The 23,724-nt window shown below is 65.3% G+C and carries 24 protein-coding genes and 1 pseudogene; 16 read left to right on the top strand and 9 right to left on the bottom strand.

The genetic code is table 11. The annotated features are described in order from the left end of the window. The first annotated feature begins 9 nt into the window (after positions 1-9). Genes RFM52_RS09225 through RFM52_RS09215 form a run of 3 tightly spaced genes read left to right on the top strand, consistent with a single transcriptional unit; the run spans position 10 to position 3,141 of the window. Positions 10-852: an ABC transporter permease gene (locus tag RFM52_RS09225; protein WP_320296089.1), complete on the top strand. Its 843-nt coding sequence runs from the start codon at positions 10-12 to the stop codon at positions 850-852. After that, positions 849-1,991, top strand: coding sequence for an ABC transporter substrate-binding protein (locus tag RFM52_RS09220; protein WP_140804969.1), 1,143 nt, complete (start codon positions 849-851; stop codon positions 1,989-1,991). The genes RFM52_RS09225 and RFM52_RS09220 overlap by 4 nt, the downstream gene beginning before the upstream one ends. Then, positions 1,984-3,141 carry an ABC transporter ATP-binding protein gene (locus RFM52_RS09215; protein ID WP_320296090.1) on the top strand — a complete coding sequence of 386 codons (1,158 nt, stop codon included), beginning with the start codon at positions 1,984-1,986 and terminating at the stop codon, positions 3,139-3,141. Before RFM52_RS09220 ends, RFM52_RS09215 begins: the two co-directional genes overlap by 8 nt. Positions 3,142-3,199: 58 nt before the next feature. Here the strand turns inward: RFM52_RS09215 and RFM52_RS09210 are convergent, their stop codons facing one another. Then, positions 3,200-3,415: a hypothetical protein gene (locus RFM52_RS09210; protein WP_320296091.1), complete on the bottom strand. Its 216-nt coding sequence runs from the start codon at positions 3,413-3,415 to the stop codon at positions 3,200-3,202. A gap of 256 nt (positions 3,416-3,671) precedes the next feature. Here RFM52_RS09210 and RFM52_RS09205 point away from each other — a divergent pair, with 256 nt between their 5' ends. The 5 genes from RFM52_RS09205 to RFM52_RS09185 all read left to right on the top strand — a co-directional run bounded on the left by RFM52_RS09205 (position 3,672) and on the right by RFM52_RS09185 (position 7,779). Then, a complete protein-coding gene (locus tag RFM52_RS09205; RefSeq protein ID WP_320296092.1) occupies positions 3,672-3,920 on the top strand; it encodes a DUF1127 domain-containing protein in 249 nt (82 codons plus the stop codon). A gap of 233 nt (positions 3,921-4,153) precedes the next feature. Continuing rightward, positions 4,154-4,732 carry an OsmC family protein gene (locus RFM52_RS09200; protein ID WP_320296093.1) on the top strand — a complete coding sequence of 193 codons (579 nt, stop codon included), beginning with the start codon at positions 4,154-4,156 and terminating at the stop codon, positions 4,730-4,732. Between the two features lie 61 nt (positions 4,733-4,793). Then, on the top strand, positions 4,794-6,020 hold the full coding sequence (locus tag RFM52_RS09195) for a flavin-containing monooxygenase (RefSeq protein ID WP_320296094.1): 1,227 nt from the start codon (positions 4,794-4,796) through the stop codon (positions 6,018-6,020). A gap of 11 nt (positions 6,021-6,031) precedes the next feature. Beyond that, the gene (locus RFM52_RS09190; protein WP_320296095.1) at positions 6,032-7,327 is read left to right on the top strand and encodes an NAD(P)/FAD-dependent oxidoreductase; all 1,296 of its coding nucleotides are present in this window, start codon (positions 6,032-6,034) and stop codon (positions 7,325-7,327) included. Continuing rightward, the gene (locus RFM52_RS09185; protein ID WP_320296096.1) at positions 7,324-7,779 is read left to right on the top strand and encodes a MaoC family dehydratase; all 456 of its coding nucleotides are present in this window, start codon (positions 7,324-7,326) and stop codon (positions 7,777-7,779) included. Before RFM52_RS09190 ends, RFM52_RS09185 begins: the two co-directional genes overlap by 4 nt. Positions 7,780-7,798: 19 nt before the next feature. Here the strand turns inward: RFM52_RS09185 and RFM52_RS09180 are convergent, their stop codons facing one another. The 5 genes and pseudogenes from RFM52_RS09180 to RFM52_RS09160 all read right to left on the bottom strand — a co-directional run bounded on the left by RFM52_RS09180 (position 7,799) and on the right by RFM52_RS09160 (position 12,988). Next, on the bottom strand, positions 7,799-9,349 hold the full coding sequence (locus RFM52_RS09180; protein WP_320296097.1) for a bifunctional AfsR/SARP family transcriptional regulator/alpha/beta hydrolase: 1,551 nt from the start codon (positions 9,347-9,349) through the stop codon (positions 7,799-7,801). A gap of 222 nt (positions 9,350-9,571) precedes the next feature. Next, a pseudogene (locus RFM52_RS09175) lies at positions 9,572-9,889 on the bottom strand (EamA family transporter); the annotation flags it as partial. 95 nt (positions 9,890-9,984) lie between these two features. After that, a complete protein-coding gene (locus RFM52_RS09170; protein WP_320296099.1) occupies positions 9,985-10,266 on the bottom strand; it encodes a hypothetical protein in 282 nt (93 codons plus the stop codon). A gap of 212 nt (positions 10,267-10,478) precedes the next feature. Next, positions 10,479-11,651 carry an NAD(P)/FAD-dependent oxidoreductase gene (locus tag RFM52_RS09165; protein ID WP_320296100.1) on the bottom strand — a complete coding sequence of 391 codons (1,173 nt, stop codon included), beginning with the start codon at positions 11,649-11,651 and terminating at the stop codon, positions 10,479-10,481. 17 nt (positions 11,652-11,668) lie between these two features. Further along, complete coding sequence (locus tag RFM52_RS09160) at positions 11,669-12,988, bottom strand: aspartate aminotransferase family protein (protein ID WP_320296101.1); 1,320 nt, start codon at positions 12,986-12,988, stop codon at positions 11,669-11,671. Positions 12,989-13,711: 723 nt separating this feature from the next. Between RFM52_RS09160 and RFM52_RS09155 the strand changes: the two genes are divergently transcribed. Both RFM52_RS09155 and RFM52_RS09150 read left to right on the top strand, forming a co-directional pair. After that, positions 13,712-14,557: a coiled-coil domain-containing protein gene (locus RFM52_RS09155; RefSeq protein WP_320296102.1), complete on the top strand. Its 846-nt coding sequence runs from the start codon at positions 13,712-13,714 to the stop codon at positions 14,555-14,557. 57 nt (positions 14,558-14,614) lie between these two features. Then, on the top strand, positions 14,615-15,313 hold the full coding sequence (locus RFM52_RS09150) for a hypothetical protein (RefSeq protein WP_320296103.1): 699 nt from the start codon (positions 14,615-14,617) through the stop codon (positions 15,311-15,313). A 61-nt stretch (positions 15,314-15,374) separates the two neighbouring features. Here RFM52_RS09150 and RFM52_RS09145 read toward each other — a convergent pair whose 3' ends face one another. Next, positions 15,375-16,355, bottom strand: coding sequence for a GlxA family transcriptional regulator (locus RFM52_RS09145; protein WP_320296104.1), 981 nt, complete (start codon positions 16,353-16,355; stop codon positions 15,375-15,377). A gap of 185 nt (positions 16,356-16,540) precedes the next feature. Between RFM52_RS09145 and RFM52_RS09140 the strand changes: the two genes are divergently transcribed. Both RFM52_RS09140 and RFM52_RS09135 read left to right on the top strand, forming a co-directional pair. After that, positions 16,541-17,074: an imm11 family protein gene (locus tag RFM52_RS09140; RefSeq protein ID WP_320296105.1), complete on the top strand. Its 534-nt coding sequence runs from the start codon at positions 16,541-16,543 to the stop codon at positions 17,072-17,074. Between the two features lie 99 nt (positions 17,075-17,173). Continuing rightward, a complete protein-coding gene (locus RFM52_RS09135) occupies positions 17,174-17,887 on the top strand; it encodes a hypothetical protein (RefSeq protein ID WP_320296106.1) in 714 nt (237 codons plus the stop codon). 70 nt (positions 17,888-17,957) lie between these two features. Here RFM52_RS09135 and RFM52_RS09130 read toward each other — a convergent pair whose 3' ends face one another. Next, the gene (locus RFM52_RS09130; RefSeq protein WP_320296107.1) at positions 17,958-18,794 is read right to left on the bottom strand and encodes a tetratricopeptide repeat protein; all 837 of its coding nucleotides are present in this window, start codon (positions 18,792-18,794) and stop codon (positions 17,958-17,960) included. Positions 18,795-18,991: 197 nt separating this feature from the next. Between RFM52_RS09130 and RFM52_RS09125 the strand changes: the two genes are divergently transcribed. From RFM52_RS09125 to RFM52_RS09110, 4 genes are all read left to right on the top strand, one after another. Continuing rightward, entirely contained in the window at positions 18,992-19,852 is an 861-nt protein-coding gene (locus tag RFM52_RS09125) for an FAD binding domain-containing protein (protein ID WP_320296108.1), read from the top strand. After that, complete coding sequence (locus RFM52_RS09120; RefSeq protein ID WP_320296109.1) at positions 19,852-20,328, top strand: (2Fe-2S)-binding protein; 477 nt, start codon at positions 19,852-19,854, stop codon at positions 20,326-20,328. Before RFM52_RS09125 ends, RFM52_RS09120 begins: the two co-directional genes overlap by 1 nt. A 2-nt stretch (positions 20,329-20,330) precedes the next feature. After that, positions 20,331-22,595, top strand: coding sequence for a xanthine dehydrogenase family protein molybdopterin-binding subunit (locus RFM52_RS09115; protein WP_320296110.1), 2,265 nt, complete (start codon positions 20,331-20,333; stop codon positions 22,593-22,595). Positions 22,596-22,767: 172 nt separating this feature from the next. Continuing rightward, positions 22,768-23,013 (top strand): MoaD/ThiS family protein, encoded by a 246-nt coding sequence (locus RFM52_RS09110; protein WP_224513361.1) that lies wholly within the window; start codon positions 22,768-22,770, stop codon positions 23,011-23,013. Between the two features lie 105 nt (positions 23,014-23,118). Here RFM52_RS09110 and RFM52_RS09105 read toward each other — a convergent pair whose 3' ends face one another. Further along, positions 23,119-23,724, bottom strand: a complete 606-nt coding sequence (locus tag RFM52_RS09105; protein ID WP_320296111.1) for a flavodoxin domain-containing protein — start codon at positions 23,722-23,724, stop codon at positions 23,119-23,121.

Genomic DNA, 23,724 nt, shown 5'->3' with positions numbered 1-23,724 from the left:
ATCGGGCGGATGAGCGGCACGCGGCGCAAGGAGGAAGGCAGATGGGCCTGGCGGCTGACCGGCTTCGTCACGCTCTGCGTCTACATCTTCATGTTCGCGCCGATCGTGGCGACCGTCATCCTGTCGTTCAACGCCTCGATGTTCGGCGGCTTCCCGATGACCGGTTTTTCGCTGCAATGGTACGCCAAGCTGATGAACAATGACGCGGTGCTGACGGCCTTCCGCACCTCGCTGTGGATCGCGCTGGTCACCGCAGTCGCCACCACGGCCATCGGCGTCGTCACGGCCTTCGCGCTGGTGCGTTTCGAATTCCCCGGCAAGCAGGCGCTGAGCACGCTGGTGATCCTGCCGGCACTGGTGCCGGAAACCATCCTCGGTGTCGGCCTTCTGGTGCTGATCAAGGCGATCGACCAGCCGCGCACCATGCTGCTCCTGGTGCTCGGCCATATCCTTCTGGCCGTGCCCTATGTCGTGCTGATCGCGCAGGCACGCATGGTGGGCATAAGGCGCGTCTATGAGGAGGCAGCTCTCTCGCTCGGCGCATCGCGCTTCTCGTCCTTCCGCGAGATCACGCTGCCTCTGCTCATCCCGGCGGTCGTCGGCGGCGCGCTGCTTGCCTTCACCATCTCGTTCGACAACACCTCGGCCAGCCTGTTCTGGCGACCGGCGGGCGTCGAGACCATGCCCACCCAAATCCTGTCCATGCTGAAAATCTCGATCAGCCCGGAGATCAATGCGCTCGGCACCGTGATGATCCTGGTGACCGTCGGCATCCCGTTGATCGGCGGCCTGATCCTGCAGAGCCTGACGAAGTTAAAGAGACGCGGCGAACCAAAGGAGGAAGTACGATGAAACTGACGACGACCAAGCGGCTTGAACGGCTGCACGACCGGTATGCCAATGGCGATCTGAGCCGCCGCACTTTCCTGACGCTGACCGCCGCGGCGGCAGCATCGGCGGGACTTTCCATGCCGTGGATGGGACGGGCGCTCGCCGCGGTCGAGGAAGTCCGCTTCGACGGCTGGGGCGGCACGGTGCAGGACGCGATCGACAAGTTCGCCTTCCAGCCCTACACGGCCAAAACCAAGATCAAGGTGGTGCAAGGCACGTTCGGCGACGAGGACGAGATCATCACCAAGATCAAGACCGCGAAGCCCGGCGACTATCAGGTCATCCATTCCTCGGGCGTCAACTACTACATCAAATACGTCAATGGCGGCCTGACCTCGGAGATCAACGAGGCCAACATTCCCAACATGGTGAATGTGCTGCAGCCGATGATCGAGCCGTTCCGCAAGCTGACGCCGAAGCTGTCGGCCGTGCCTTACGACTACGGCACCACCGGCATTGCCTACAACACCAAGGTGATCTCGCCGGAGGAGGCCAAGGAAAAGGGCGCGGCACTGCTGCTCGACAAGAAATATGCCGGCAAGGTCGGCGGCTATTCCGACATGACGACGCGCGTCTGGTACGCCGCTTTGGCCACCGGCCAGGACCCCAACAACCTCAAGGACATGGACACGATCTGGGCCAAGGTGCGCGAGACGCGCGACCTCGCCAAGAAGTTCTGGAGCTCCGGCGCGGAGCTGATGGACCTGCTTTCCAAGGGCGAGATCGTGGTGACCGACGCCTGGTCGGGCCGCGTCGCGGCGCTGCAGGACCAGGGCCATCCGATCGGCTATCTCGATCCGGCCGGTTCCTATGCGTGGATGGAGGACATGCTGATCCTGAAGGGCTCGCCGATGGCAGAATGCGAAGAGCTGATCAACTTCATGCTCGACCCGGCGACCTCGATCGCGGTGGCAGAGGGCCAGAGCTATCCGCCGTCGCTCGACCCGACCAAGGTCAAGCTCACCGACAAGATCGCGAAGCTGCCGGCCTTCGATCCGACCGGTACGATGAAGGCGCTGACCTTCGCCGATCCGACCTACTGGGCGACCAACGAGGACGCCTGGACCAAGCAGTGGAACAGGATCTCGAAAGGTGCCTGACAGCCAGGACACGAAAATCCATCCCCGGCCGGCCTCGGCCGGGGCGGAAGGCGCGATCGCGACCGCCGAGGCGAGCAGCCCGGCGGTCGAGTTCCGCAACATCGACATCGCCTATGGCAAGTTCGTCGCGGTCCGCGATTTCTCTTTATCGATTCGCAAGGGCAGCTTCGTCACGCTGCTCGGCCCCTCGGGCTGCGGCAAGACGACGATCCTGCGCTCCATCGCCGGGCTGGTCGACATTTCGGCCGGCCAGATCATGATCGGCGGCCGGCGCGTCGACGACGTGCCGATCTACAAGCGCAACATCGGGCTGGTCTTCCAGAGCTATGCGCTCTTTCCGCACAAGAGCGTGTTCGACAATGTCGCCTTCGGGCTGAAATACCGCAACGTCGCCAAGCCCGAGATCAGCCGCAAGGTCGGCCAGGCGCTCGACATGGTGCGGCTGCCGGGCAGCGAGAAGAAGCTGCCCTCGCAATTGTCGGGCGGCCAGCAGCAGCGCATCGCGCTGGCCCGCGCCATCGTGTTCGAGCCGCAGGTGCTCCTGCTCGACGAGCCGCTCTCGGCGCTCGATGCCAACATGCGCGAGGAAATGCGCGTCGAGATCAAGAAGATCCAGAAGGAAACCGGCATCACCGCCATCTTCGTCACGCACGACCAGGAAGAAGCGCTGTCGATGTCGGACCGCATCGTGGTGATGAATGCCGGTTCGGCCGAGCAGATCGGCACGCCCGAAGAGGTCTATGAGCGGCCGGCCACCGCCTTCGTGGCGGACTTCCTCGGCAAGGCCAATATGCTTTCCGGGACGGTGAGCAGATCCGACGGGCCGACAGCGGTCACGCTCGCCAGCGGCCAGACGGTCAGAGTGCTTTCACCCAAAGCGCTGGCGCAGGGCAGCGCCGTCACCGTCGTGGTGCGGCCGCAGAAACTGTCGGTCGGCGGAGCGAGCGCCAACCGGTTGCCCGGCCGGGTCGTGTCGGCCTCCTATCTCGGCGGCAGCGCCATCTACGAGGTCGACATAGGCGGCGCGGCGAACATCCGCGCCAACGCCCCGATCGATGGCCGCGTGCTCACAGAAGGCGAGACAATCGAGCTAGGCTTCGACCCGGACGACTGCGTGCTACTGGACCAAGCAGGGCGGCGGATTTCCTGACGGCGGCCGCCTTCTTGCAGGCCCGGGCGTTTGCCACGCATTCGGTCTTGGTCGCAGTTCATTTCTTGGAGAGAAACGCCTTGCAGGCAGGCGTGAGCTCACTGATGTGCTGTTTAAGACAGTTCAACCCCTTTGCATTGTCGACCATCTTGCACAGTCGCTGGGCATCCGCCCTGCATGGTGTTTTGTAGGCATCTTTCGCCAAAGCGGCCTCAGTGAGGAAAAGCGATATGGAAGCCAGAAGCGCCAGTCCAAGCGATTGCTGTTTGCGCATGATTTAATTCCCCTCTGAAAATCAGCATAGTAACGCAGCCCTTATATACGCGAATCCTGATATAAGCGAAAGTCTAAGGACTTCGCCACGACGCGGTCCGTGCTGCATTGGAAAAGGATGATATTTTCAAACTGAGACAACGCCGGATTCCACGGCGATTTCGACGCCCGCTCCAACGCTGGTTCCCCCGGTCGTAAGCCACAAGCCGTCCCATCGACGACGCGAAGGATCGCGCCGCAAAACGATGGAGACAACGATGACGACTTTGGAACATACCGCTTATGAAACCGGTCGCGCGGGCTTCAGCCTTACCGGCTTTGCCGGCCGCGCGCTTAGCCTTGTCTACCGTGCGATGAGGATGCGCAGTGACCGCGCCGCCATGCAGGCCATGCCCGACTATCTGCTCAAGGACATGGGTATCGCCCGTTCGGAAATCGACCATTACACCTCGATGCACTACGCCGCGTCCGGCGCCGATGGGATGGATATCCGCAACGCCGGATGACAGCCGATGGCGATCATTACCACGCTGTCGCCAAGCCCCGGGCTTCCCCACGCCCGGGCTTTTGCGTTCGGTCAGGCGGCGCCGACGCTTCGTTTCAAACGATACGTCCAACGCAATTTCCACGGTAGGCGTATGAAAAATTCCACGATCGCACCCACTCTCGTTCAAACGCTTCATCGGCAAACAGAGGCCGTCACGGCAACCAAGCCGCAAACGAACCTTTGGAGATGAAGATGCAACCCAACACCAAACCTGCACGGCTTCCGCTCAATGGCGTCGACACGCCGAACCTGATGGCGACGATCAATTTCGTCGCCGGGCAGCCCGAGTTGGCCAAGTTCCAGTTCCGCGCCCACAATGAATGGATCGAAGGCACGCACAGCAAGACCGTCATGAACGGCTTCTTCGGCGCCGGCAACGAGCAGAAGCACGAGAAGCCCCATTATGCCGACGCCGACCATCCGGCGATCCTGTGCGGCGCCGACAATGCGCCGACCCCGGTCGAGTGGCTGCTGCACGGGCTGGCGGGCTGCCTGATGGCGGGCGTCGCCAACATTGCTGCCGCGCGCGGCATCAAGCTCACCAAGGTGAAATGCTCGGTCGAGGGCGACATCGACCTGCGCGGCATCCTCGGCATTTCCGACGAGGTCCGCAACGGTTTCCAGAACATCCAGGTGTCGTTCGAGATCGAAGGCGACGCGCCGGCCGAGAAGCTCCAGCAATTGGTCGAGCAGTCGCGCACCCGTTCGGCCGTGTTCGACGTGCTGACCAAGGGTGTGCCCGTCACCGTCGGCATAAAGACCATCCAGTAAGTCGGCAGGCGGTCCGGAGCCAATCCGGGCCGCCTCCGCTCCCACTGACGGAACAGTACCTATGAGACGCGCGGACGTCGTCATCATCGGCGCCGGCCAGGCCGGCCTTGCGCTCAGCCATTGCCTTGGCCAGGCCGGCATCGACCATGCCGTTCTGGAGCGCGGCCGGATCGGCGAGCGCTGGCGCTCGCAGAGCTGGCGTTCACTGAGGCTGCTCACGCCGAACTGGCTGAACGCCCTGCCCGGCTCGCCCTACGAGGGCGACGATCCCGACGGCTTCATGAGCAAAGGGGCTTTCGTCGAAAGCCTGGAGCGCTACGCCTGGCAATGGCATGCGCCCGTCGAGACCAATGTCGAGGTCATATCTGCAAAGCGGACCGGCGACGGCTTTGCCTTGCGCACCAGCGCCGGCGAATGGTCGGCGCGCGCGGTCGTCGTCGCGACGGGACATTGCGACCGGCCGGTCATTCCTTTTTCTGCCGAGACCCTTCGCGGGCCGCTCAGCATCCACGCTTCGCAATATCGCTCGCCTGGCGAGTTGCCCAGCGGCGGCGTGCTGGTCGTCGGCGCCTCATCCTCCGGCGTGCAGATTGCCGACGAACTCGCCCGTGCCGGGCGGCGCGTGATGCTTTCGGTCGGTAAGCATACGCGCCTACCCAGAACATGGCGCGACCAGGACATCTTCTTCTGGCTTTGCGCAATGGGCCTGATGGCGCAGCGCCAGGAAGACCTCGCCGATCCGGAAAGCGCCCGGCGCCAGCCTTCGCTGCAGCTCGCCGGCCGGCCCGACAGGGCCGATGTCGATCTCGCCACGCTGCAGGCGCTCGGCGTGGAGCTGACCGGGCGGGTGCATGGCGTCGGCGACCGCGAGATCGCCCTTGCCGGCGATCTCGGCCAGCACATCGCGGCGGCGGAAGCGAAGCTGGCGCGCCTGCTCGACCAGATCGACCGCTTCGCAGGCACGCCGACACCATACCGGCCCGAGCCGGTGGCGATGCCGGCGGCCGGCGTTGAGCGGCTTTCGCTGACCGACGGATCGATCCGCACCATCATCTGGGCGACCGGCTACGCACGCTCGTTCGGCTGGCTGGAGCCGCTGGCGCTCGGCGCCGACGGCGAGCTCGCGCATCAGGGCGGCGTCACCAGCGTGCCCGGCCTCTACGCGCTCGGCTTTCGCTTCCTGCGCAAGCGCGATTCCAACTTCATCGGCGGCGCCGGCACGGACGCCGAGGCGATCGCCGCTGAAATCTCCCGTCATCTCGACTGCAAAGGCCGCAGGGCGGCCTGAGGACCAAGACCATGGCAAGCAACCCGATCTCCCTCATGGCCGTTCCGAAGCGGGGCCATTATGACGCCATCATCGTCGGCGCGCGCTGCGCGGGTGCGGCGACCGCGATGCTGCTCGCCCGCGCGGGCCTCAAGGTGCTGGCGATCGACCGCAAGCCCTATGGCTCCGACACGCTGTCAACGCATGCGCTGATGCGGCCCGCCGTTCTGCAATTGTGGCGCTGGGGCTTGCTGAAGCCGCTGCTCGAGGCCGGCACGCCGCTCATCGAGACGACGACCTTCCACTATGGCGATGAGGAGATCACCATCCCGCTCGCCGCCGGTTCGGACATTCCCGGCCTGATCGCGCCGCGGCGCAACGTGCTCGACCGCATCCTGGTCGATGCGGCGCGCAAGGCCGGCGCGGAAATCCTCCACGAGGTGGCGGTCGGCGATCTCTTCGCAGACACGCGCGGGGGCGTGCGCGGCATCGAAATACGCGCCGCCGGCCGCGCGTCGCTCCGGGTCAGCGCCGATATCGTGGTCGGCGCCGACGGCGTCGGCTCGCTGGTGGCAAAATGCGTCGACGCCCAGCCCTTGCGGCGCGGCGCGGTGTCGGCCGCCCATGTCTATGGCTATGCGCCGGTCGAGCCCGGCACCGGCTACCACTGGTACTTCCGCGACGGGATCGCGGGCTCGTTCATCCCGAGCAATGACGGCCTCGCCTGCATCGTCGCCTCGGTGCCGACGAGCCTGTTCGACCAGCGCTTCCGCCTCGGCCACGCCCGCGCCCGCATGGATGTGCTCGAGGCGCTTTCGCCGGCGCTGGCCGCACAGGCGGCCAGAGCGCCGAAGGATGCCCGCCTGCAGGCGTTTCGGGGCGTGCCTGGCTATATCCGCCAGGCGCACGGCCCCGGCTGGGCGCTGGTGGGCGATGCCGGTTTCTTCCGCGATCCGATCACCTCGCACGGCATTTCCGATGCGCTGCGCGATGCGGAGGGCCTCGCGCGCGCCATCCTCGACGGCTCGGACGCGGCATTCGCGATCTGGCAGCGGCAGCGCGACATGATCGCCAATCAGATCCTCGACACCACCGACGCGATCGCCGGCTTCGACTGGACGCTCGACGATCTCGGCGAGCGTCATCGCCGCTTCAGCGCAGTGCTGAAGGCCGAGGTTCAGGCGCTGGCCGGGCAGCCGGCGCCGGTGCGCCGCGCCCCTTCCTCTGCATCGCGGCCGACGGCCCACCGGGCACCGGCCAACCAGGACGAACCGCCGGCCTCGGCCGGCTCGAACCTCAATCGCAACCGAACCGGAGCAAGACCATGACTGTGCATGTGATGAAGGACGGGTGGGTCGGCGTCATCAAGGGTCGACCAAAGGTGGGCGCCTTCGCCGAGCGCTCGCGGCGCACGCAGCCTCAGGATATCGATGCGTTCTCCGAGATGACCGGCGACTGCAACCCCTTGCATTTCGACAAGGCGCTGGCCGAAGCTTCGGTGTTCGGCAAGCTCATCGTGCAGGGCGGCATCACGTCCGGCATCCTGAATGCAGTGGTGGCGGAAGACCTGCCCGGCCCCGGCTCGGTGTTCCTCGAAGTGTCGTGGAAATTCGTCAAGGCGGTCGGCGTCGGCGAACTGATCACCGGCCGTGTCGAGGTCAAGGAGGTGCGCGCCGACAAGCCGATCACCAAGCTGGAGACATCGGTGCGCAACGAAGCCGGTGAGCTTTGCCTCACCGGCACCGCGACGGTCTTCACCGTGCCATTGGCTAAGAGCTGAGAGCTGCGCCAGCGCCCGGTTACCCGCCCGCCGTCTCGGCGATGAAGGCGCGGACGTGGTCGATGAACTCCTCGAAGGCGGGCTCGCCTTCGAGGAGGATGTGGTTCTGGCTCTCGAGCTCGATGAAGCGCGCGCCGGGAATGCCCGCTGCCATGGTGCGCCCGGATTCGACGGGTGCGACGTTGTCGTCCCGCGCGTGCAGCACCAGCGTCGGAACGCGCACCTTGTCCAGCAAGTCGCTGACATCGATCACCGAAAAGGAACTCTGAAGGCGCCAGGCATCGTCGGGCGAGACGGTGCGCAGCATCAGATCGTCCATCCAGGCGAAATGTTCGTGCGTGGCGCCGGGGATGAACATGGAGCAGAAGGCTTGGCGGAACATCGGGTTCGGCTTGCCCCAGCTCTCGCGCATCAGCGTCGCGGCGGCCTCGCGCGTCGCGATCTCGCCCGCGTCGCCGCGTGCCCGCCAGCCTTTGACGTAACCGCCATAAAGGATCATGCCCGAGACCCGCTCGGGATGGCGGATGGCATAGGCGATCGAAACCGCGCAGCTCTGCGACAGGCCAAGCAAGGTGAAGCGGTCGAGTCCCGTCGCCTCGACCACGCATTCGAGGTCCGACAGCATGGTCTCGAACGAAATGTCGACGACGTGCCGCTGCGACAGGCCGTTGCAGCGCTCGTCGTAACGCACCAGCCGGTTCTGGCGCGACAGTTCGCGCATCCAGTGCCGCCAGATCGGGCTGTCCCAGTCGAAGGTGAGATGCGACATCCAGTGCGCGGCGCGCAGGATCGCCGGGCCGCTGCCGGTACTGGCATAGGCGAGCCTTGTGCCGTCGAGAGCCCGGCAGAATTGCACGGCGCGGCCAGGATCCTGCGATGACGCAGGTTTCGACGCCGTTTGCGGCGGCCGGGCGGAGCTGGATTGCGACGCGCTTCCCGGGGCTTGAGCGGTGGCCGACCGGACCCTGTCCTCCAACGCCTCGATCTCGGCGGCGAGCCGCGCATCGTCGGGCACGAGGCCGCGCAGGCGCTGGGCGAACGGTAGCGCTCGTCGCGGCTGGTCCGCCAGGCGCTCGACCAACTCACGCAGGATGCCGAGCTCGACGATCTCCACCTCGCTGGCGATGGCCTGCCGCCAGCTTTCGTAGTCGAAGCAGCGCTCGAGCGAGAGATCGGCAAGAAAGCCGCCGCGGATCGAGGCCAAGACGGCTTCCAGCTCTTCACTCGTGCGGGAGGAAAGGTCGGCCTTCACCAGCGGCGCCAGCCGCGCGTAATCGGTATCGATGTTGAGCGCGACGGCGTTGCGATCGGCGACGAGCGCGAGTCCGTCGCCGCCCAGCACCTGGCGGATCTTGGACAGGCTCCAGCGCAAGGCGCCGCGCGGATCGTCGGGAATGTCCCAGAATATCTCGCACAACCGCTCGCGCTGGTGCTGCCGGGCGGTGACGGCGAGGTAGGCGAGCAGCGCCCGCGTCTTGCGCGATGGCGGCAGGTCAACCGGCTGGTCGTCGCGCACCACCTGAAAATCGCCAAGCACGCGCAGCTCCAGCATGTGCTGGCCGCCGTTCATGCGTTCACACGCTTGTCGATCGCCATGATCCCCCTTCGGCCCTGACCGGCGCTGCGAAGGGCAGCCAATAGCAAAATCGGCTAATTTAGGAAAGCTTGGCCCGGACGGCTCACGGTCCAGGAACCCAAATCGACTTGCCCATGCGAACAGCCGATCGACGCGTTTGTCGCTCCCTCACGCCTTTGCCGCAACCGCCCTCGGCTTGATGGCCGTCGCCAGCACGACCCCGACGACGATGAAGGCCGCGCCGAGCGTCAGGCCGATCGCCCCCACCGCGACGATCTCCAGCGGTCGGGATTTGAGAGGCGCAAGCATCGCGCCGTGATGGCGGTGCACGATCGGCAAAAGGATGGCGCAGGCCAGCAAGAGCCGCCAGAAGCACAGTCCCCAGGGCGGCATTTCCGGCGCCACCCATTTGGCCGCGATATAGACACCGGCCGAGAGCAGCCAGCACAGCACAGCGGTGGGATAGCCGCCGAGCGAGGGTATCGAAACGGCGGCAGGCTGGCCCGCCGGATGCGCTATCGGTATCGCCTGCATCGCATGCCCCCGTTCAATGAACGTCAGACGCAGCCGGCAGTCTACCTCATGCCGCAAGAGCTACATACGGCCCTGATAAAGCCGTCTGTAGGAGATCAGTGCGAGGTGTCGCCGGCCGTATGCAGCAGGTCCCAGGCTGAGCCGACGCGACCGTCGAACTGCGATGCAAAGCGTTCGGCTTCGGTGCCTTCGAGGCCGTCGTCGACAAGCGCCTCGATGCTCCGCCGCAGCAAGGCCAGTTGCATCTGCCGCGCATGCCTCGCGTCGGTTTCACGCATGATGGCCGTGACGTGATAGGCCAGGACGGGCTGGCCAAGACAGGACAGGAGCGCGCCCGACCCCGCTGTCGCCGCAGTGACTGCTTCCTCGATATTCATTCCGGCGCTCCCTCATCAAAGATGCTGGGCGCCTCCCCGGCAGACGGCGACGGTATCCCCGCCGCTTCTTTTCCAATTTCGGCAGCTGCGAGATCATTGCTCGCGGCCAAAATCAGTATCCTCCAGAACCCTATTAAAGGCCACCGGATAGTTAATCGATGGTTAACGGGAACGGTGGCATCTTAGGCATCCGAGCCGGCGTGGCGCATCGGTCAGTGGCCCGGGATATTGCGTTCAGCAGATGGCGCCAGGCTCTGCGAGCCGGGCACCGAAACCGGCGCGCCCTGAAGCACCCAGTCGGCGGCGATCTGGCCGATCACCGGGGCGAGCTGGATGCCGTAGCCGCCGGCGCCGGCGGCGGTGATCAGCGTCGGCTCCGAGGCATCGATCGGCCCGACGAAGGGGCGATGGTCGGCCGTGACCGGGTAAAGGCCCGCCCAGCCCCGGCCGAGCCGCGCGCCGGGCAGATCGGGCACGCGTTCCAAAAGCAGCTCCGCCAGATCGACCTTCGACTGCTCCTCGCACTGCTCGTTGTAATTGTCGGGGTCTTCCGGCGCGGCCGAGTTCACCTTGTGGATCTCGGCGATCAGCTCGCCCGGCCTTTCGTGGCGGAAATTGAGGCCGCTGCCTTCGCCGTTCACCAGGTCCATGACCATCGGCATGGTGTAGCCGAGCGGCTCGTCGAGATGGATGACGACGGCCTCGTGGCGCTCGGGCCAGATGTGCAGGCGCTGGCCGAAGAGCGCGGCGACCTGCGGCGCCCAGGCCCCGCCCGCATTGACCACCGCATCGCAGTGGATCAGCCGTCGCTCGCGATCGACCGGGCTGCCGCCAGTTTCCAGCGCATAGCCGCCCGGGTGCCGTTCTACGCCGAGCAGCTTGCGGTACTGGCGGATCTCGCCGCCCTTGGCGCGCACGATGCCCGCCAGGAAATTGCACATCTCGTGCGGATCGAGGAATCCGTTGTCGGGCCCGAACAATCCGCCTTCGAGCCCGTCAGGGTTGATGTGCGGAACGAGCTGCCTGAGTTCGTCTGCCTGGATCAGGCGCGACCTGAGGCCCGCCTCGCCCTGGATCTCGACCGATCTCGCGAACAGTTCCATCTGCTCGGGCGTGCGCGCCAGCCGAAGATAGCCGATGTGGTTGAATTGAAGCCCCTCGCCCTCCCACTTGCGGAACCGGCGCAGCGAATGAACGCGAAGCATGATCTCGAACGGATCGGTGAATTGCGATCCGACGACGCCGACCGACCTGCCGCTCGACCCGGAAGCGATCGACTGCGCCTCGAGCACCGTGACGCGCGCGCCCTGCTCGACAAGGTTGAGCGCCGTGCACATGCCCAGCGTGCCGGCGCCGATCACCACGACATGAGGAGAAGCCGTCATTTGTAGTCCACCTGCTTTCAGCACTGCGCGGCGATCTCGCCCAGGGTCTCGTCGATCGCATGAAGGATGGCGCCGGCATCTTCCCCGGTCATCGGCGTCGACAGCGCGAACAGGCCGTAGCTGGCGGAGAGCACGCCGCGACCGAGCAGGCCCTTGTGGAAAGCGTCGAATTTTTTCCGCTCGGCCTGGCCGGGATAGATGGAGCGGTAATCCGTGACGGGATGTGACGTGAAATGAACCTTGAACAGCGAGCCCAGGCCGACACATTGACCGTCGAGCCCATGTTTTTCGAAGGAGGCGGTGACGCCGTCGCGCAAGAACGAGCCAAGACGATCGAGATGGGCAAAGCTTTCTTTGGTCAGCGCCCGCATCGAGGCAAGGCCGGCGCGCATGGTGACCGGATTGGCGGTGAAGGTGCCGCCATGCGGAAGCGCCGGCTTGCCGGCGGTCGGATCGAACACCGCCATGACATCGGCGCGGCCGCCGACGGCGCCGACCGGAAAACCGCCGCCGATGATTTTTCCGAGCGCCGTCAGGTCGGGCTCGATGCCCCACAATCCTTGCGCACCCGACCATCCGAGTCGAAACGAGATGACCTCGTCGAAGATGACCAAGGCCCCCGCCGCGTGGGCGATCTCGGCCATGGCGAGGAGGTAATCCCGGCGCGCCGGGATCAGGCCGGCACGGTTGGGCATCGGGTCGATCAGCACGGCCGCGATGCCGCCGCCCTCGGCGGCGAAGACCGCGCGCAGCGCCTCGGTGTCGTTGAAGGGCACGGCGATCACGTCGTCCAGCACGCCGCGCGGCGTTCCCTTGGCATAGGGCGTCGATCTGGGCAGGTCGCCCCAATTGGCGGGAGATGAGTCCAGGCTGACCTCGGCGAAATCGTAGGAGCCGTGATAGGCGCCCTCGATCTTGACGATCTTCGACCGTTCGGTGAAGGCACGCGCAGTCTTGATCGCCATCATCACGCCCTCGGTGCCGGAGTTGGTGAAGCGGACCTGGTCGACGGAAGGCAGCCGCTCGACCAGAAGCTCGGCAAGCTCGATCTCGCTCAGCGTCGGGGCGCCGAAGGCCGTGCCGAGCGGCAGTTGCTCGGCCACGGCCGCCGTGACATCGGGATGCGCGTAGCCGTGGATCATCGCGGTGAAATTGTTGATGCAGTCGTAATAGGCATTGCCGTCGACATCCCAGACCCTGCACCCCGCGCCGCGCGCGGCGTAGATCGGAAACGGGTCGACGAAGACCGTGGTGCGCGTGTTGCCGCCCGGCATCACCTTCCTGGCGCGCTCGAACAGGGTCTTCGATCCGGGCATGGCGTCTGGATAATGCGGCATGGCTCTCCGAAGGCGAATTCGACTGTTGCAACAGCGGCGCAACCGCCGCTCGTCACGAAGCTACGGTTCGCGCTGTCGCCGCCGCAATCGGCCAGGCCGGACATGCGACCCGACCAGGGCGTCGCCGGACGGCATCATTTCGCGGCGGCCGCAGCGCGCGGCTCGGGTGCCTGAGATGGATCGGCCTGATGCCGGTCTGCTGGCGGAAGACGCGGCTGAAATGGCCGGCATTGGCAAAACCGCGGCGATAGGCGATCTCGCCGGTCGCCAGGTCGCTGACGCGTCGGTCAGTGACCGGGGACGTTGCAGATAGCCGAACTGGTTGAATTGAAGTCCCTCGCCTTTCCACCGGCGAAACCGGCAAGCGAATTAGTGCGAAGCATCACTTCGCTTCCACCGTCCGACATTGGTCAACCCGCCGTCGGCAAATTCTGCTCGGATACGGCCAGCCAAGGTACCTAGTTCATTTGGATGATGCTTCCTACGCCTGAAGTTGTATCCGGGAACGCACAGCCGCTATGGCGTGTTCTTGAGAATCGCGAGGGATGTCCAGCAGACAGAGGACGGAGGCCCGTGACATTCACACATGGATCTTATGACGAGTTCGAGGGCGACCCGCGCCCGGCATGGGTCCGCTTCAGCATGAGCCACTGGAGGTGGAGCGCCGTTCCCGGATGCATCCTGCTCTTGGCGCTAATATCTCCGGCGGACAATGGCGCCGAAATGCAGCAACAGATCGCCGCGGCGCGAAGTGAACTGGCTTCGACAAAAGCGCAACTGGGCCAGAGCCAGTACGCCGAGCGCACAGCAAGCGCGCAGGCAAGAGTGCTGGCCGGCACGTCGGCGGAGCAAGCAAACGCTCTCCATGTGGCGAACCAAAGCAACGAAGCTCTCAAACTCGACCTGGAAGCGGCTCGGCGCGTGATCAAAGGCTTGAAAGCACAAGCCATTTCCTTGGACGAAGCACGTAATGCCAAGGATGCGGCCCTGGCCGAGGCAAATCAATCGCTAGCCGAAGGGCGGGATAAGCTCGAGCAATCCGAACACGAACTCGCCATGGCCCATCAGGCTGGCGACGCCAATGAGAGACGCGCAGATTTGGCTGTGGCGGAGCGGGCTGATGCGCTGAAGGACCTCCAGTTGGCTGTCGCCGCCGCAACACATGCCAACGAGGCATTGGATATGGAACGCGCGCGCGCAGCTTCGGCCGCAAGTGATGTCGAGATTGCCCGTCGGGAAAGAGACGCGGCAAGGCAGGCTTCTGCCGACTTCAGCGTCGCATTGGAGCAAGAGCGTCAAAAATTGACCGACATGTCCGTTGCCCTTACCGCCGCGCGAAAGGCGATCGACCTTGTCAAGGTGCAAAGCGCGCGCCGCACAGCGCAGATCGAGCACGCGCCGCGGGCGCGTTCCACCGCGGTTCGACTTGCCAGCCAGGATGGCCAACCCGCCCGTCAAACAGGTTTGCCGGACAAAAACAAAACGAAGATTGCGAGAACACCGAAACGGGTTTTGGTGGCGACGACGATTACTCTCCCCGACGCGTTGCTTCCGACCCCGCCTCGATGAAGATGGCCAGGAGCGCATTTGGAATAGCGCTAACGCAGGCCGTAGGAGGGTTCCGAAATGGACAAATACGTGGCAGTCGCCTTGATGATCGCAGCCGCCACTGGACCAGCAGCGGCCCTTGATGTCGGTGGAGGCGGCCAAATCGGCGGCGCGAGCGTTGGCGCTGGAGTGAGCGTCGGTTCGCAAGGCGTTTCCGCAGGGGTGGGGGCAAGTGTCGGCTGGTCGGGCGGCCTACGCGTTGGCGCGTCAGCGGGCTCAGGCGGCGTTAGCGCTGGCGCGGCCACAAATGCCGATACCGGATCGATCGGCGCAGGCGTTTCGGCAGGTGCCGGCACAGCAACTCCAGGCAGCCCGGAAACCGCGGCCCCCGACAACCTCGCGGTTTTCTCCGCCAAAAGCGCGACAACCGCGATCAGCCTCCCATCCATCCTGAAGCCTTCCAGCACACGTGGCGGCGAGTTTGGGCGATCTAAGGCGGGCTATCCCTTTGCGCCCCTGGTGTCGCTGAAAGCGAGGCCTGGCACGCCGCCCAAAGTCGTGAGCGCGTGCCGCGCGGCGATCGTATCCGCCGCGAGGCCGCTCGGCGCGGTGCGCGTATCCGCGGTCAGCGCCGGCCCGATGCGCCAACGCCACGCCGGCCTAGCGGCGCCGATCGAGGTGCGAATAGACTATGCGCTCCGAGGTGGCGTCCAGGTGCGACAGGCGAAAGTCCTGTGTCGCCTTGATGCAACAGGCAAGGTCATCGCGGTAACGTAACGACCGGCCGTCCTGGCCATCGGCAGAGATGCCACCTTGCCGGGGTTGTGCACCGCGAGCGCTATTTGGCAACGCCATTCGCCGCCATACGGTTCGGGTGCCTGAGATGGGTCGGCGTGATGCCGGTCTGCTGGCGGAAGACGCGGCTGAAATGGCCGGCATTGGCAAAGCCGCAGCGATAGGCGATCTCGCCGATGGCGAGATCGCTGCCTTCCAGCAGCGACCTGGCGTAATGCACCCGCAGCGCCAGATAGGCGGCCATCGGGCCGATGCCGAGCTCGGCGCCGAACAGCCGCTCGAGCTGGCGACGCGAGCAATTCTGCCTGGCGGCGATCTCGGCCACGGAGAGCGTTTCCTGCAGGTTGCTTTCCATCAGGAGCAGCGCCCGCTTCACCGCGCGGCTCGCGGCCGCGGGAAAAAGGTCGCCGACCGGCTGCACGTCGCGGCTGGAGCGGATGCGATCGAGCACCAGGATCTTGGCCGCCTTCTCCGCCGCCTTCTGGCCGATGAATTGCGAGACGAAATAGCCGGCGAGGTCGGCGGCACCCGTGCCGCCGGCGCAGGTGGCGCGGCCGCGGTCGACGGAATAGAGGCTGTCGGCATGGGCGTTCACATCCGGGAACTCGGCGCGGAAATCCTTGATGTGGAACCAGCTGACCGCGGCGCTGTAGCCGTCGAGCAGGCCGTAGCGGGCCAACACGAAGCTGCCGGTGCAGAGGGCGGTGAGCGGCACGCCCTTCCCGGCGGCGCGCATCAGGAACGCCTCCTTTTCCGAACTCAGCCTGCGGTTGGTGTCGAGCAGGCCGCCGACCACCACAACATTGTCGAAATCCTCCGGATTGCCCATCGCCCGGGTCGGCAGCAATTCGACGCCGCAGCTGGCGCGGATCGGCAGGCCGCGCTCGCCGACGATCTCCCAGTCGAACTCGATCCTGCGGCTGCGGTCGCCCTCGTCGCCGGCCAGCCTGAGCGTGTCAATGAACAGCGACAGCGGCGACAAAGTGAAATCGCGCACCAGGAGAAATGCGAATTTTTTGGCCATTCTTTCGCGATCCCACTTTCATTCGAGCCAGGCGCCATCCTGGCGACCAGCGACGTTTATCAACCGGCAAGCGGGCTGGATAGCGCGCGGCCTTGAACGGCGCCCTGGCTCGGTGCATGGTCCGCGCGCTTTCAGCGGCCGCCGGGTGCCGCGGTCCTCAGTCGAAACGGCGGAGCCATCAAGCGATGACGACCATCCATCAATTCGCTGTGTACGAGGGGCAGGAATGGGTGCTGCCGGCCGATAACGAGTATTACGAGGTGTTCTTCGGCCTCGACGGGCGCTCGCTGGAGGGCTGGGAGCCGCCGGTGATGCGGCGTGTCGAAGAAGGCGAGCGCCTCTATTCCGATTTCCCCTGGCTGGGCGAACATGCGCCGCTGTTGCGCCAGCCGGCCGTCGATGCGCTGGCGGCGGCGCTGCGCCCCTATGGCGAGCTCGTCGCGCTGCGCGGCGAGAAGGTCTGGCTGCTCAACGTCACGACTGTGATCGACGCGCTGGACGAGGCGCGGTCGCAAATCGTGCGGTTCGAGGACGGCGACATTCTTGCGATCGAGCGCTACGCCTTCGACGCTGAAAGCATCGGGAGCTCGGAAGTGTTCAAGCTGCCGATGCGGGCTTCCCCGGTCTTCGTCAACGAGGTGTTCGTTGACCGGGTGCGCAAGGCCGGGTTGCGCAATGTGTCGTTCGAGCCGGTGTGGACATCGGGCACGACAGATTGACGCCTCACCAGGACGCAGATGTCGGCGCAGGCGGCAGACTGACCAGGCGCCGCTTGGAGCGCGGGCGGCAGGCATGCTATCGCAAGGCCGGAGGCGACGATGCGTGTCATTTTCCGATGTGACCCGATGCTGGCCGAGCACCTTCCGCGCCCGGTGCCTGCGCGCGGCGTGTTGCCGGACTGGCTGCGCGCGATGCCCGCCACCGCCTATTCGGCGATCCACGGCCGCGACATCCGCACCCTCAAGCAGTGCCCGCCGGTGGTCGATGCGATGACCTACGGCTTCATGATCCTGCTGCCCTGCGACGTCGTCGTCGACCGGGGCAAGTTTTCCTGGGACTGGAATATCCCGGAACCGGCCACCGGCAACCACCCGCGAGCGCCGCTGAGCTTCCACACGCCGGGGCAGCTTGCCGGCAGCCCCTTCGCCAGGCCTGGCCAGGCCGCGCTTAAATTCAACAGTTTCTGGACCATCGAGGTCGAGGATGGCTGGTCGCTCTACGCGACGCATCCCGTCAATCGCGAGGATCTTCCCTTCAGGCTGGTGACGGGCCTGGTGGATTCCGACCGGTTCAGCGATGGCGGCATCAATTTCCCGGCGATCTGGAAGGAGCCCGAATTCTGCGGCGTGCTCGGCAAGGGAACCCCGGTCGCGCAATGCTTCGCGGTTCCACGCGCCGCGCCGCAACTGGAATACGAGGTGTTCGACGAAAACCGCCAGGCCGCTTACACTCAGACAGTCGCGGATGTCCTGTCAACACCGGGTGTCTACCGCAAGCGGTTCCGCGCCAGGCGCGGACGCTCAACCGGTTAGAGCGGTTCAGCGCTTGAATCGCCGAACTGTTCCAACCCTTTGTTTTCGTGCAATTCCGGAAGGAAAACCGCTACGCGTTTTCCTCGAATTGCTCTAGTAAGCGGCGCAGCGCTTCCTCATCGAGCCATAGCCGGCCGCTTGGCGCCGAGGTGAGCGCCATGGCGATGATGCCGAAGGTGGACGGGCTGAGACGATAGGCTTGCGAATAAGCCGCCATCGCGCGATCGAGGTCACCCATTTCCTGCAGGACGACGCCTAGATTGGCCGCAGCTTCCGCCGCGTCCGGGCTCTTCGCCAGCACCTGCCGGTAGGCCTCGGCGGCGGCTTCGAACTTGCGCATGTCCTGACGCACCAGCCCGAGGTCGAACCATTGCGCCGGATGCCCGCCACCAGCGACGGCGCGTACGAGGAAGCCCTCGGCCTCGGCAGGCGCGCCACGCTCCCACGCCAGGCGTCCGAGGCGCGCCAGCGCCTCCACGGATTTCGGATCGCTTTGCAGGACCCGGTCCCAGGCCGCGCCTGCCGCCGTGGCATCGCTCGCCTGATCGAAGGTTCGCGCTTGCTCAAGAAGGATTTCCACGCGGGACGACTGCCGTGCGGCGCGATCGAGCATCTGCAACGCCGCGTCGAAGCGGCCTTCAGCGCGGGCGATCCTGCCCGCCAGGATCAGGGCGGGAACATTGTCCGGACGGCTGGCAAGGCTCGCCTCGATCCGCGCCCGAGCCGCCGGCAGGTCCGATCTGGCGAACAACACCGCAGCCAGCAGATGGCAAAGCGCAGGATCGCCAGGGTGCCGCTTCAGGCCAAGCTCGCACAGATCCGTCGCCTGGGCGTGATCGCCGGAGTTGAAAGCGGCCACCGCGCGGCGGACCAGATCCTCGCTGCCAACTGGACCGGTGCTGGTCATGAAATCGAAGCTCCCTCCATGGTGGCGCGGCTGGCCGGCTCAACGCAGACGAGTGGTGCCGGCGGCCAAGCCTGGAAGATTAGGCCAGGATTAGGGCCAACCTGCCTGACTTGGGTGGTGCAATGCACGAACGGGATGGTCATTATAAACAGACACTTTATAACGGGCGATCTGATTATGACCACCAAGGGGAGACGATGCGTTACATACGTCCGCTTTCAATAGAAGATGCCGTTGGCGAGCTCGCCAAGGCGGTAGGCCCGGCCGCGATCCTGGCCGGGGGCAGTGACCTGCTGGTGAGGATGAAGGGCGGCTTCATCGAGCCCGAGCTGATCGTCGACATCAAGAGCATAGGCAGTCTGGCCGACATCAGCGAAACGGCCGACGGTTTTCGTATCGGCGCCGCGGTGCCCTGCGCGGTGCTGGGCGAGAACAAGGCGGTGCGCAAGGCATGGCCTGGCGTCGTCGAAGCGGCCAACCTGATCGGCTCGAAGCAGGTGCAGGGCCGCTGCACCATCACCGGCAATCTGTGCAACGCCTCGCCTGCAGCCGACAGCGTGCCGGCGCTGGTGGCGGCCGGCGCGAAGGCGGTGGTCGTCGGGCCTTCGGGCAAGCGCACCATTGCCGTGGAAACCGTGCCGACCGGACCGGGCCGCACGTCTCTCGCCAAGGGCGAGATCATCGAGGCGATCCTGCTCGACAAGCGGCCTGAGCATGCGGGCGACGCCTATCTGCGCTTCATTCCGCGCACCGAGATGGACATCGCGGTGGTGAGCGCCGGCGTCAACCTGACGCTGGACGAGAAGGGCGCGATCAAGACCGCCCGCGTGGCGCTGGGCGCCGCCGCACCCACAGTGCTGCTGGTCGAGGAAGCAGGCCAGGTGCTGGTCGGCTCGAAGCTCGACGAAGGAACGCTGGAGCGGCTGGCCAAGATCTGCTCCGGCGCCTGCCGGCCGATCGACGACAAGCGCGGCACCATCGAATTCAGACGAAAAGTCGCGGGCGTGCTGGCGCAAAGAGCCGCCGCGATCGCCTACAAGCGTGCGGGAGGCAAATAATGGCCGGTGTAGCTGTATCAACCACGATCAACGGCGACGCCGTCGAATATCTTTGCCAGCCTGACGAGACGCTGCTGGAAGTGCTGCGCGATCGCCTCGGCCTGACCGGCGCCAAGGAAGGCTGCGGCACCGGCGATTGCGGCGCCTGCAGCGTCATCGTCGACGGCAGGCTGGTCTGCTCCTGCCTGGTGCTGGGCGCCGAAGCCGAGGGCCGCAAGGTCGAGACCATCGAAGGCATGGCGCATGGCGACCAGCTGCATCCGCTGCAGCAGAAGTTCCTGGAGCATGCGGCCCTGCAATGCGGCATCTGCACGCCAGGTTTCCTGATTGCGGCGAAGGACCTTTTGGCCAAGAACCCCTCGCCCACCGAGGAGGAAATCCGCTTCGGTCTCGCGGGGAATCTGTGCCGCTGCACCGGCTATGACAAGATCGTGCGCGCCGTCCAGGACGCCGCTGTTGTGATGAAGGGAGCCTGATCATGAATTTCGATCCGCGCTTTACCGGACGCAATTTCTCCTCGGTCGGCACGCGGCCGATCCGCCCCGACGGCATCGACAAGGTGACCGGACGCGCCCGCTACGGCGCCGACTTCAACATGGCCGGCCAGTTGGTCGGCCGCGTGCTGCGCAGCCCGCACGCGCATGCGGTGATCAAGAGCATCGACACCTCGAAGGCGGAAAAGCTCGCCGGCGTGAAGGCGGTGATTACGGCGAAGGACCTGCCCGACCTCACCGATGGCGACGCCGCCATGTACGACATCCTCGACAACTCGATGGCGCGCAAGAAGGCGCTCTATGACGGCCATGCGGTGGCCGCGGTGGCTGCGATCGACGCCCGCATCGCCCGCCAGGCGCTGAAGCTGATCGAGGTCGACTATGAGGTGCTGCCGCATGTCACCGATGTCGACGAGGCCGCGCAGCACCACGCGCCGCTGATCAACGACCAGGTCTTCACCGAGGGCCTCGAGGAAAAGCCGGCGAAACCCTCCAACGTCACCAAGCGCACGCAGTTCGGCCATGGCGATGTGCACAAGGGCTTTGCCCAGGCCGATTTCATCGTCGAGCGCTCCTTCAAGACCGAGCAGACGCATCAGGGCTATATCGAGCCGCATGCCTGCGTGGCGAGCGTCAACCCGGACGGCACGGCGGACCTTTGGGTCTGCACGCAGGGCCATTTCGTTTACCGCCAGCACTGCGCCCAACTGCTCGGGCTCGAAGCCTCCAAGCTGCGCGTCACCTCGTCGGAGATCGGCGGCGGTTTCGGCGGCAAGACCCATGTCTGGGCCGAGCCGGTGGCGCTTGCGCTGTCGCGCAAGGCCGGCCGGCCGGTGAAGCTTGTCATGACCCGCGACGAGGTGTTCCGCGCCTCAGGGCCAACCAGCGCCACCTCGATCGACGTCAGGATAGGCGCCAGGAAGGACGGCACCATCACCGCCGCGGAAGCGACGCTGCGCTACAGCGCCGGCCCCTATGCCGGCTCCTGGGCCGAGATCGGCGCGATGACGGCGTTCGCCTGCTACAAGCTGGAGAACGTCAAGACCGTCGGCTTCGAAGTGCTGGTCAACCGGCCGAAGACGGCGGCCTATCGCGCGCCTTCGGCGCCGATGGCGGCCTTCGCGGTGGAAAGCTCGATCGACGAGCTCGCCAAGGAGCTCGGCATGGACGCGGTGGACTTCCGCATCAAGAACGCAGCGCAGGAAGGCACGCGCGCCTCCTACGGCCCGGTCTACGGGCCGATCGGCATCGGCCCGACGCTGGAGGCGGTGAAGAAGCATCCGCACATGAAGGCGCCGCTCAAGGCGAACCAGGGGCGCGGCATGGCCTGCGGCTTCTGGTTCAACTTCGGCGGCCAGACCTGCACCGACCTGAACATCGGCATGGACGGCTCGGTGTCGCTGGCCGTGGGCACCGTCGATGTCGGCGGCTCCCGCGCCTCGCTGTCACTGGTGGCGGCGGAGGAGCTCGGCATCGACTACGGCAACGTCAAGGCGATCGTCGCCGACACGTCTTCGCTCGGCTACAACGACATGACCGACGGCAGCCGCGGCACCTTCTCCTCCTCGATGGCGACGATTTCGGCCGCGCGCAACGCGATCAAGATCCTCAGGGATCGCGCGGCGCAAATGTGGGACATCCCGGTCGACGACGTCACCTGGGAAAAGGGCCATGCCATCGCCAAGGGCGAGAAATACGGCAACCTGTCGCCGCTGTCGCTCAAGGACATCGCGGCCAAGTCGGGCACCACCGGCGGCCCGATCGCCGGCCATAGCGAGCTTGTCGCCGACGGCGCCGGCGTCTCCTTCGCCACCCATATCTGCGACATCGAGGTCGACCCCGAGACAGGTGCTGCCCGGGTGATCCGCTACACGGTGGTGCAGGATGCCGGCAAGGCGGTGCACCCGACCTATGTCGAGGGCCAGTACCAGGGTGGCGCTGCGCAAGGCATCGGCTGGGCGCTCAACGAGGAGTATATCTACGGCAAGGACGGGCGGCTGCAGAATGCGGGCTTCCTCGACTACCGCATCCCGGTGTGCTCCGACCTGCCGATGATCGACACGCAGATCCTGGAAATCCCCAATCCCAACCACCCCTATGGCGTGCGCGGCGTGGGCGAAACCTCGATCGTGCCGCCGCTGGCGGCGATCGCCAACGCGGTGTCGAACGCGGTCGGCGTGCGCATGACCCACATCCCGATGTCGCCGCCGAGGATTCTGGCGGCGCTGGATGCGGAGCGGGAAGGCTGAGAGGTAGCCAAGCTAGGGTAAGCTGTGTTGAGATTCAGGTCAGGCCGAGCCGAGAATGATGGCTTGCGAGAACCGGAGCGGAGCGTACTTGAAGTACGTGAGCACCGGAAGCGCAGGAAGCCGTCCTTCGCAGGCCGGCCTCACCTGAATATCGACGCAGCTTGAGGGTCTGATGGTCGAAGTTACCCTTTGGGGCTCGCTCAGCGCCGTCGCCGGAGGCAAGGCCAAGCACGACATCGAGGCCAAGGACATCAGGGAACTGTTCCGCAAACTGGCGGAACAGTATCCCGGGATCGAGCCATGGATCGACCGCGGAATCGCGGTGGCGATCGACGGGACGATCTATCGCGATACGTGGAGCAAGGAACTGCCGCCGGGGGCGGAGATTTTTTTGCTGCCGAGATTGGCTGGGGGATAGGCGGAGAACGAGATCGCAGTCTCGATGTCTGTGAGTTGGCTGTCGTGCGGACTTCGGGATAGTGCCAAATCAGCGCCTGCCATCTGCGACACCTGCTGAAACGCTCTAGCCGATCGTCTCAAGGAATCGATCGGCGAAGTTGGCGAGCGCGTTCCAGTCGGTAAATTCGTGATCGCGCTCGATGTTCGGATCGCCGCTCTTCATGACGACGAATTTGACGAACTGCTCCTGAAAGAAATCGTACTTGGAGAAGCGCAAGGCGCCGCCGAGAAGCAGGGTCATGCGCGGTTGCCACGCCGTCACCGAGACGAAGCGATCCACGTATCTTTGAGCGTATGCCTCGTGGCCTTCCAGCGCCGCCGACAGGCTGACGGATATGAGGGCGCAAGGCCTGGTGCTCAGCAGGTCGTGATGCGCAAACACGAAGTTCGTGACGGCTTCCTGGTGGTGCTCCTGGTGGACCGATGCGGCGATGACGAATGCGTCGACATGTCCAAGCTCCAAATCGGATGCAAGCGCCGCGCTATCCTGCAACTCCACATGGTGCCCGCGCCCACGAAAATGCGCTGCCACCCGCTCGGCAACCTTCTTCGTCTGCCCTTCCGTCGTTCCAAAGACTATCAGAACGTTCATGATATCCCTCCGACAGTGGAAGAGACATTGATGGGGACGATCGATACGCCCGGCATGCCGGTACTCCAACGGCGGCAT

This window comes from Mesorhizobium humile, assembly GCF_033977215.1.
Taxonomy (GTDB): domain Bacteria; phylum Pseudomonadota; class Alphaproteobacteria; order Rhizobiales; family Rhizobiaceae; genus Mesorhizobium; species Mesorhizobium humile.
Note: the sequence above shows the minus strand (reverse complement) of the source record. Positions and strands in the feature narration are given on the sequence as shown.

Excerpts from the sequence above, each read along its gene's own strand:
- RFM52_RS09195 (WP_320296094.1), top strand. The coding sequence starts at position 4,794 with ATGAGACGCGCGGACGTCGTCATCATCGGCGCCGGCCAGGCCGGCCTT.
- RFM52_RS09115 (WP_320296110.1), top strand. The coding sequence starts at position 20,331 with ATGAATTTCGATCCGCGCTTTACCGGACGCAATTTCTCCTCGGTCGGC.
- RFM52_RS09225 (WP_320296089.1), top strand. The coding sequence starts at position 10 with ATGAGCGGCACGCGGCGCAAGGAGGAAGGCAGATGGGCCTGGCGGCTG.
- RFM52_RS09220 (WP_140804969.1), top strand. The coding sequence starts at position 849 with ATGAAACTGACGACGACCAAGCGGCTTGAACGGCTGCACGACCGGTAT.
- RFM52_RS09200 (WP_320296093.1), top strand. The coding sequence starts at position 4,154 with ATGCAACCCAACACCAAACCTGCACGGCTTCCGCTCAATGGCGTCGAC.
- RFM52_RS09160 (WP_320296101.1), bottom strand. The coding sequence starts at position 12,988 with ATGCCGCATTATCCAGACGCCATGCCCGGATCGAAGACCCTGTTCGAG.
- RFM52_RS09145 (WP_320296104.1), bottom strand. The coding sequence starts at position 16,355 with ATGGCCAAAAAATTCGCATTTCTCCTGGTGCGCGATTTCACTTTGTCG.
- RFM52_RS09155 (WP_320296102.1), top strand. The coding sequence starts at position 13,712 with ATGCAGCAACAGATCGCCGCGGCGCGAAGTGAACTGGCTTCGACAAAA.
- RFM52_RS09140 (WP_320296105.1), top strand. The coding sequence starts at position 16,541 with ATGACGACCATCCATCAATTCGCTGTGTACGAGGGGCAGGAATGGGTG.
- RFM52_RS09210 (WP_320296091.1), bottom strand. The coding sequence starts at position 3,415 with ATGCGCAAACAGCAATCGCTTGGACTGGCGCTTCTGGCTTCCATATCG.
- RFM52_RS09130 (WP_320296107.1), bottom strand. The coding sequence starts at position 18,794 with ATGACCAGCACCGGTCCAGTTGGCAGCGAGGATCTGGTCCGCCGCGCG.
- RFM52_RS09170 (WP_320296099.1), bottom strand. The coding sequence starts at position 10,266 with ATGAATATCGAGGAAGCAGTCACTGCGGCGACAGCGGGGTCGGGCGCG.
- RFM52_RS09110 (WP_224513361.1), top strand. The coding sequence starts at position 22,768 with ATGGTCGAAGTTACCCTTTGGGGCTCGCTCAGCGCCGTCGCCGGAGGC.
- RFM52_RS09105 (WP_320296111.1), bottom strand. The coding sequence starts at position 23,724 with ATGCCGCCGTTGGAGTACCGGCATGCCGGGCGTATCGATCGTCCCCAT.
- RFM52_RS09125 (WP_320296108.1), top strand. The coding sequence starts at position 18,992 with ATGCGTTACATACGTCCGCTTTCAATAGAAGATGCCGTTGGCGAGCTC.
- RFM52_RS09205 (WP_320296092.1), top strand. The coding sequence starts at position 3,672 with ATGACGACTTTGGAACATACCGCTTATGAAACCGGTCGCGCGGGCTTC.
- RFM52_RS09150 (WP_320296103.1), top strand. The coding sequence starts at position 14,615 with ATGGACAAATACGTGGCAGTCGCCTTGATGATCGCAGCCGCCACTGGA.
- RFM52_RS09180 (WP_320296097.1), bottom strand. The coding sequence starts at position 9,349 with ATGAACGGCGGCCAGCACATGCTGGAGCTGCGCGTGCTTGGCGATTTT.
- RFM52_RS09120 (WP_320296109.1), top strand. The coding sequence starts at position 19,852 with ATGGCCGGTGTAGCTGTATCAACCACGATCAACGGCGACGCCGTCGAA.
- RFM52_RS09135 (WP_320296106.1), top strand. The coding sequence starts at position 17,174 with ATGCGTGTCATTTTCCGATGTGACCCGATGCTGGCCGAGCACCTTCCG.
- RFM52_RS09185 (WP_320296096.1), top strand. The coding sequence starts at position 7,324 with ATGACTGTGCATGTGATGAAGGACGGGTGGGTCGGCGTCATCAAGGGT.
- RFM52_RS09165 (WP_320296100.1), bottom strand. The coding sequence starts at position 11,651 with ATGACGGCTTCTCCTCATGTCGTGGTGATCGGCGCCGGCACGCTGGGC.
- RFM52_RS09190 (WP_320296095.1), top strand. The coding sequence starts at position 6,032 with ATGGCAAGCAACCCGATCTCCCTCATGGCCGTTCCGAAGCGGGGCCAT.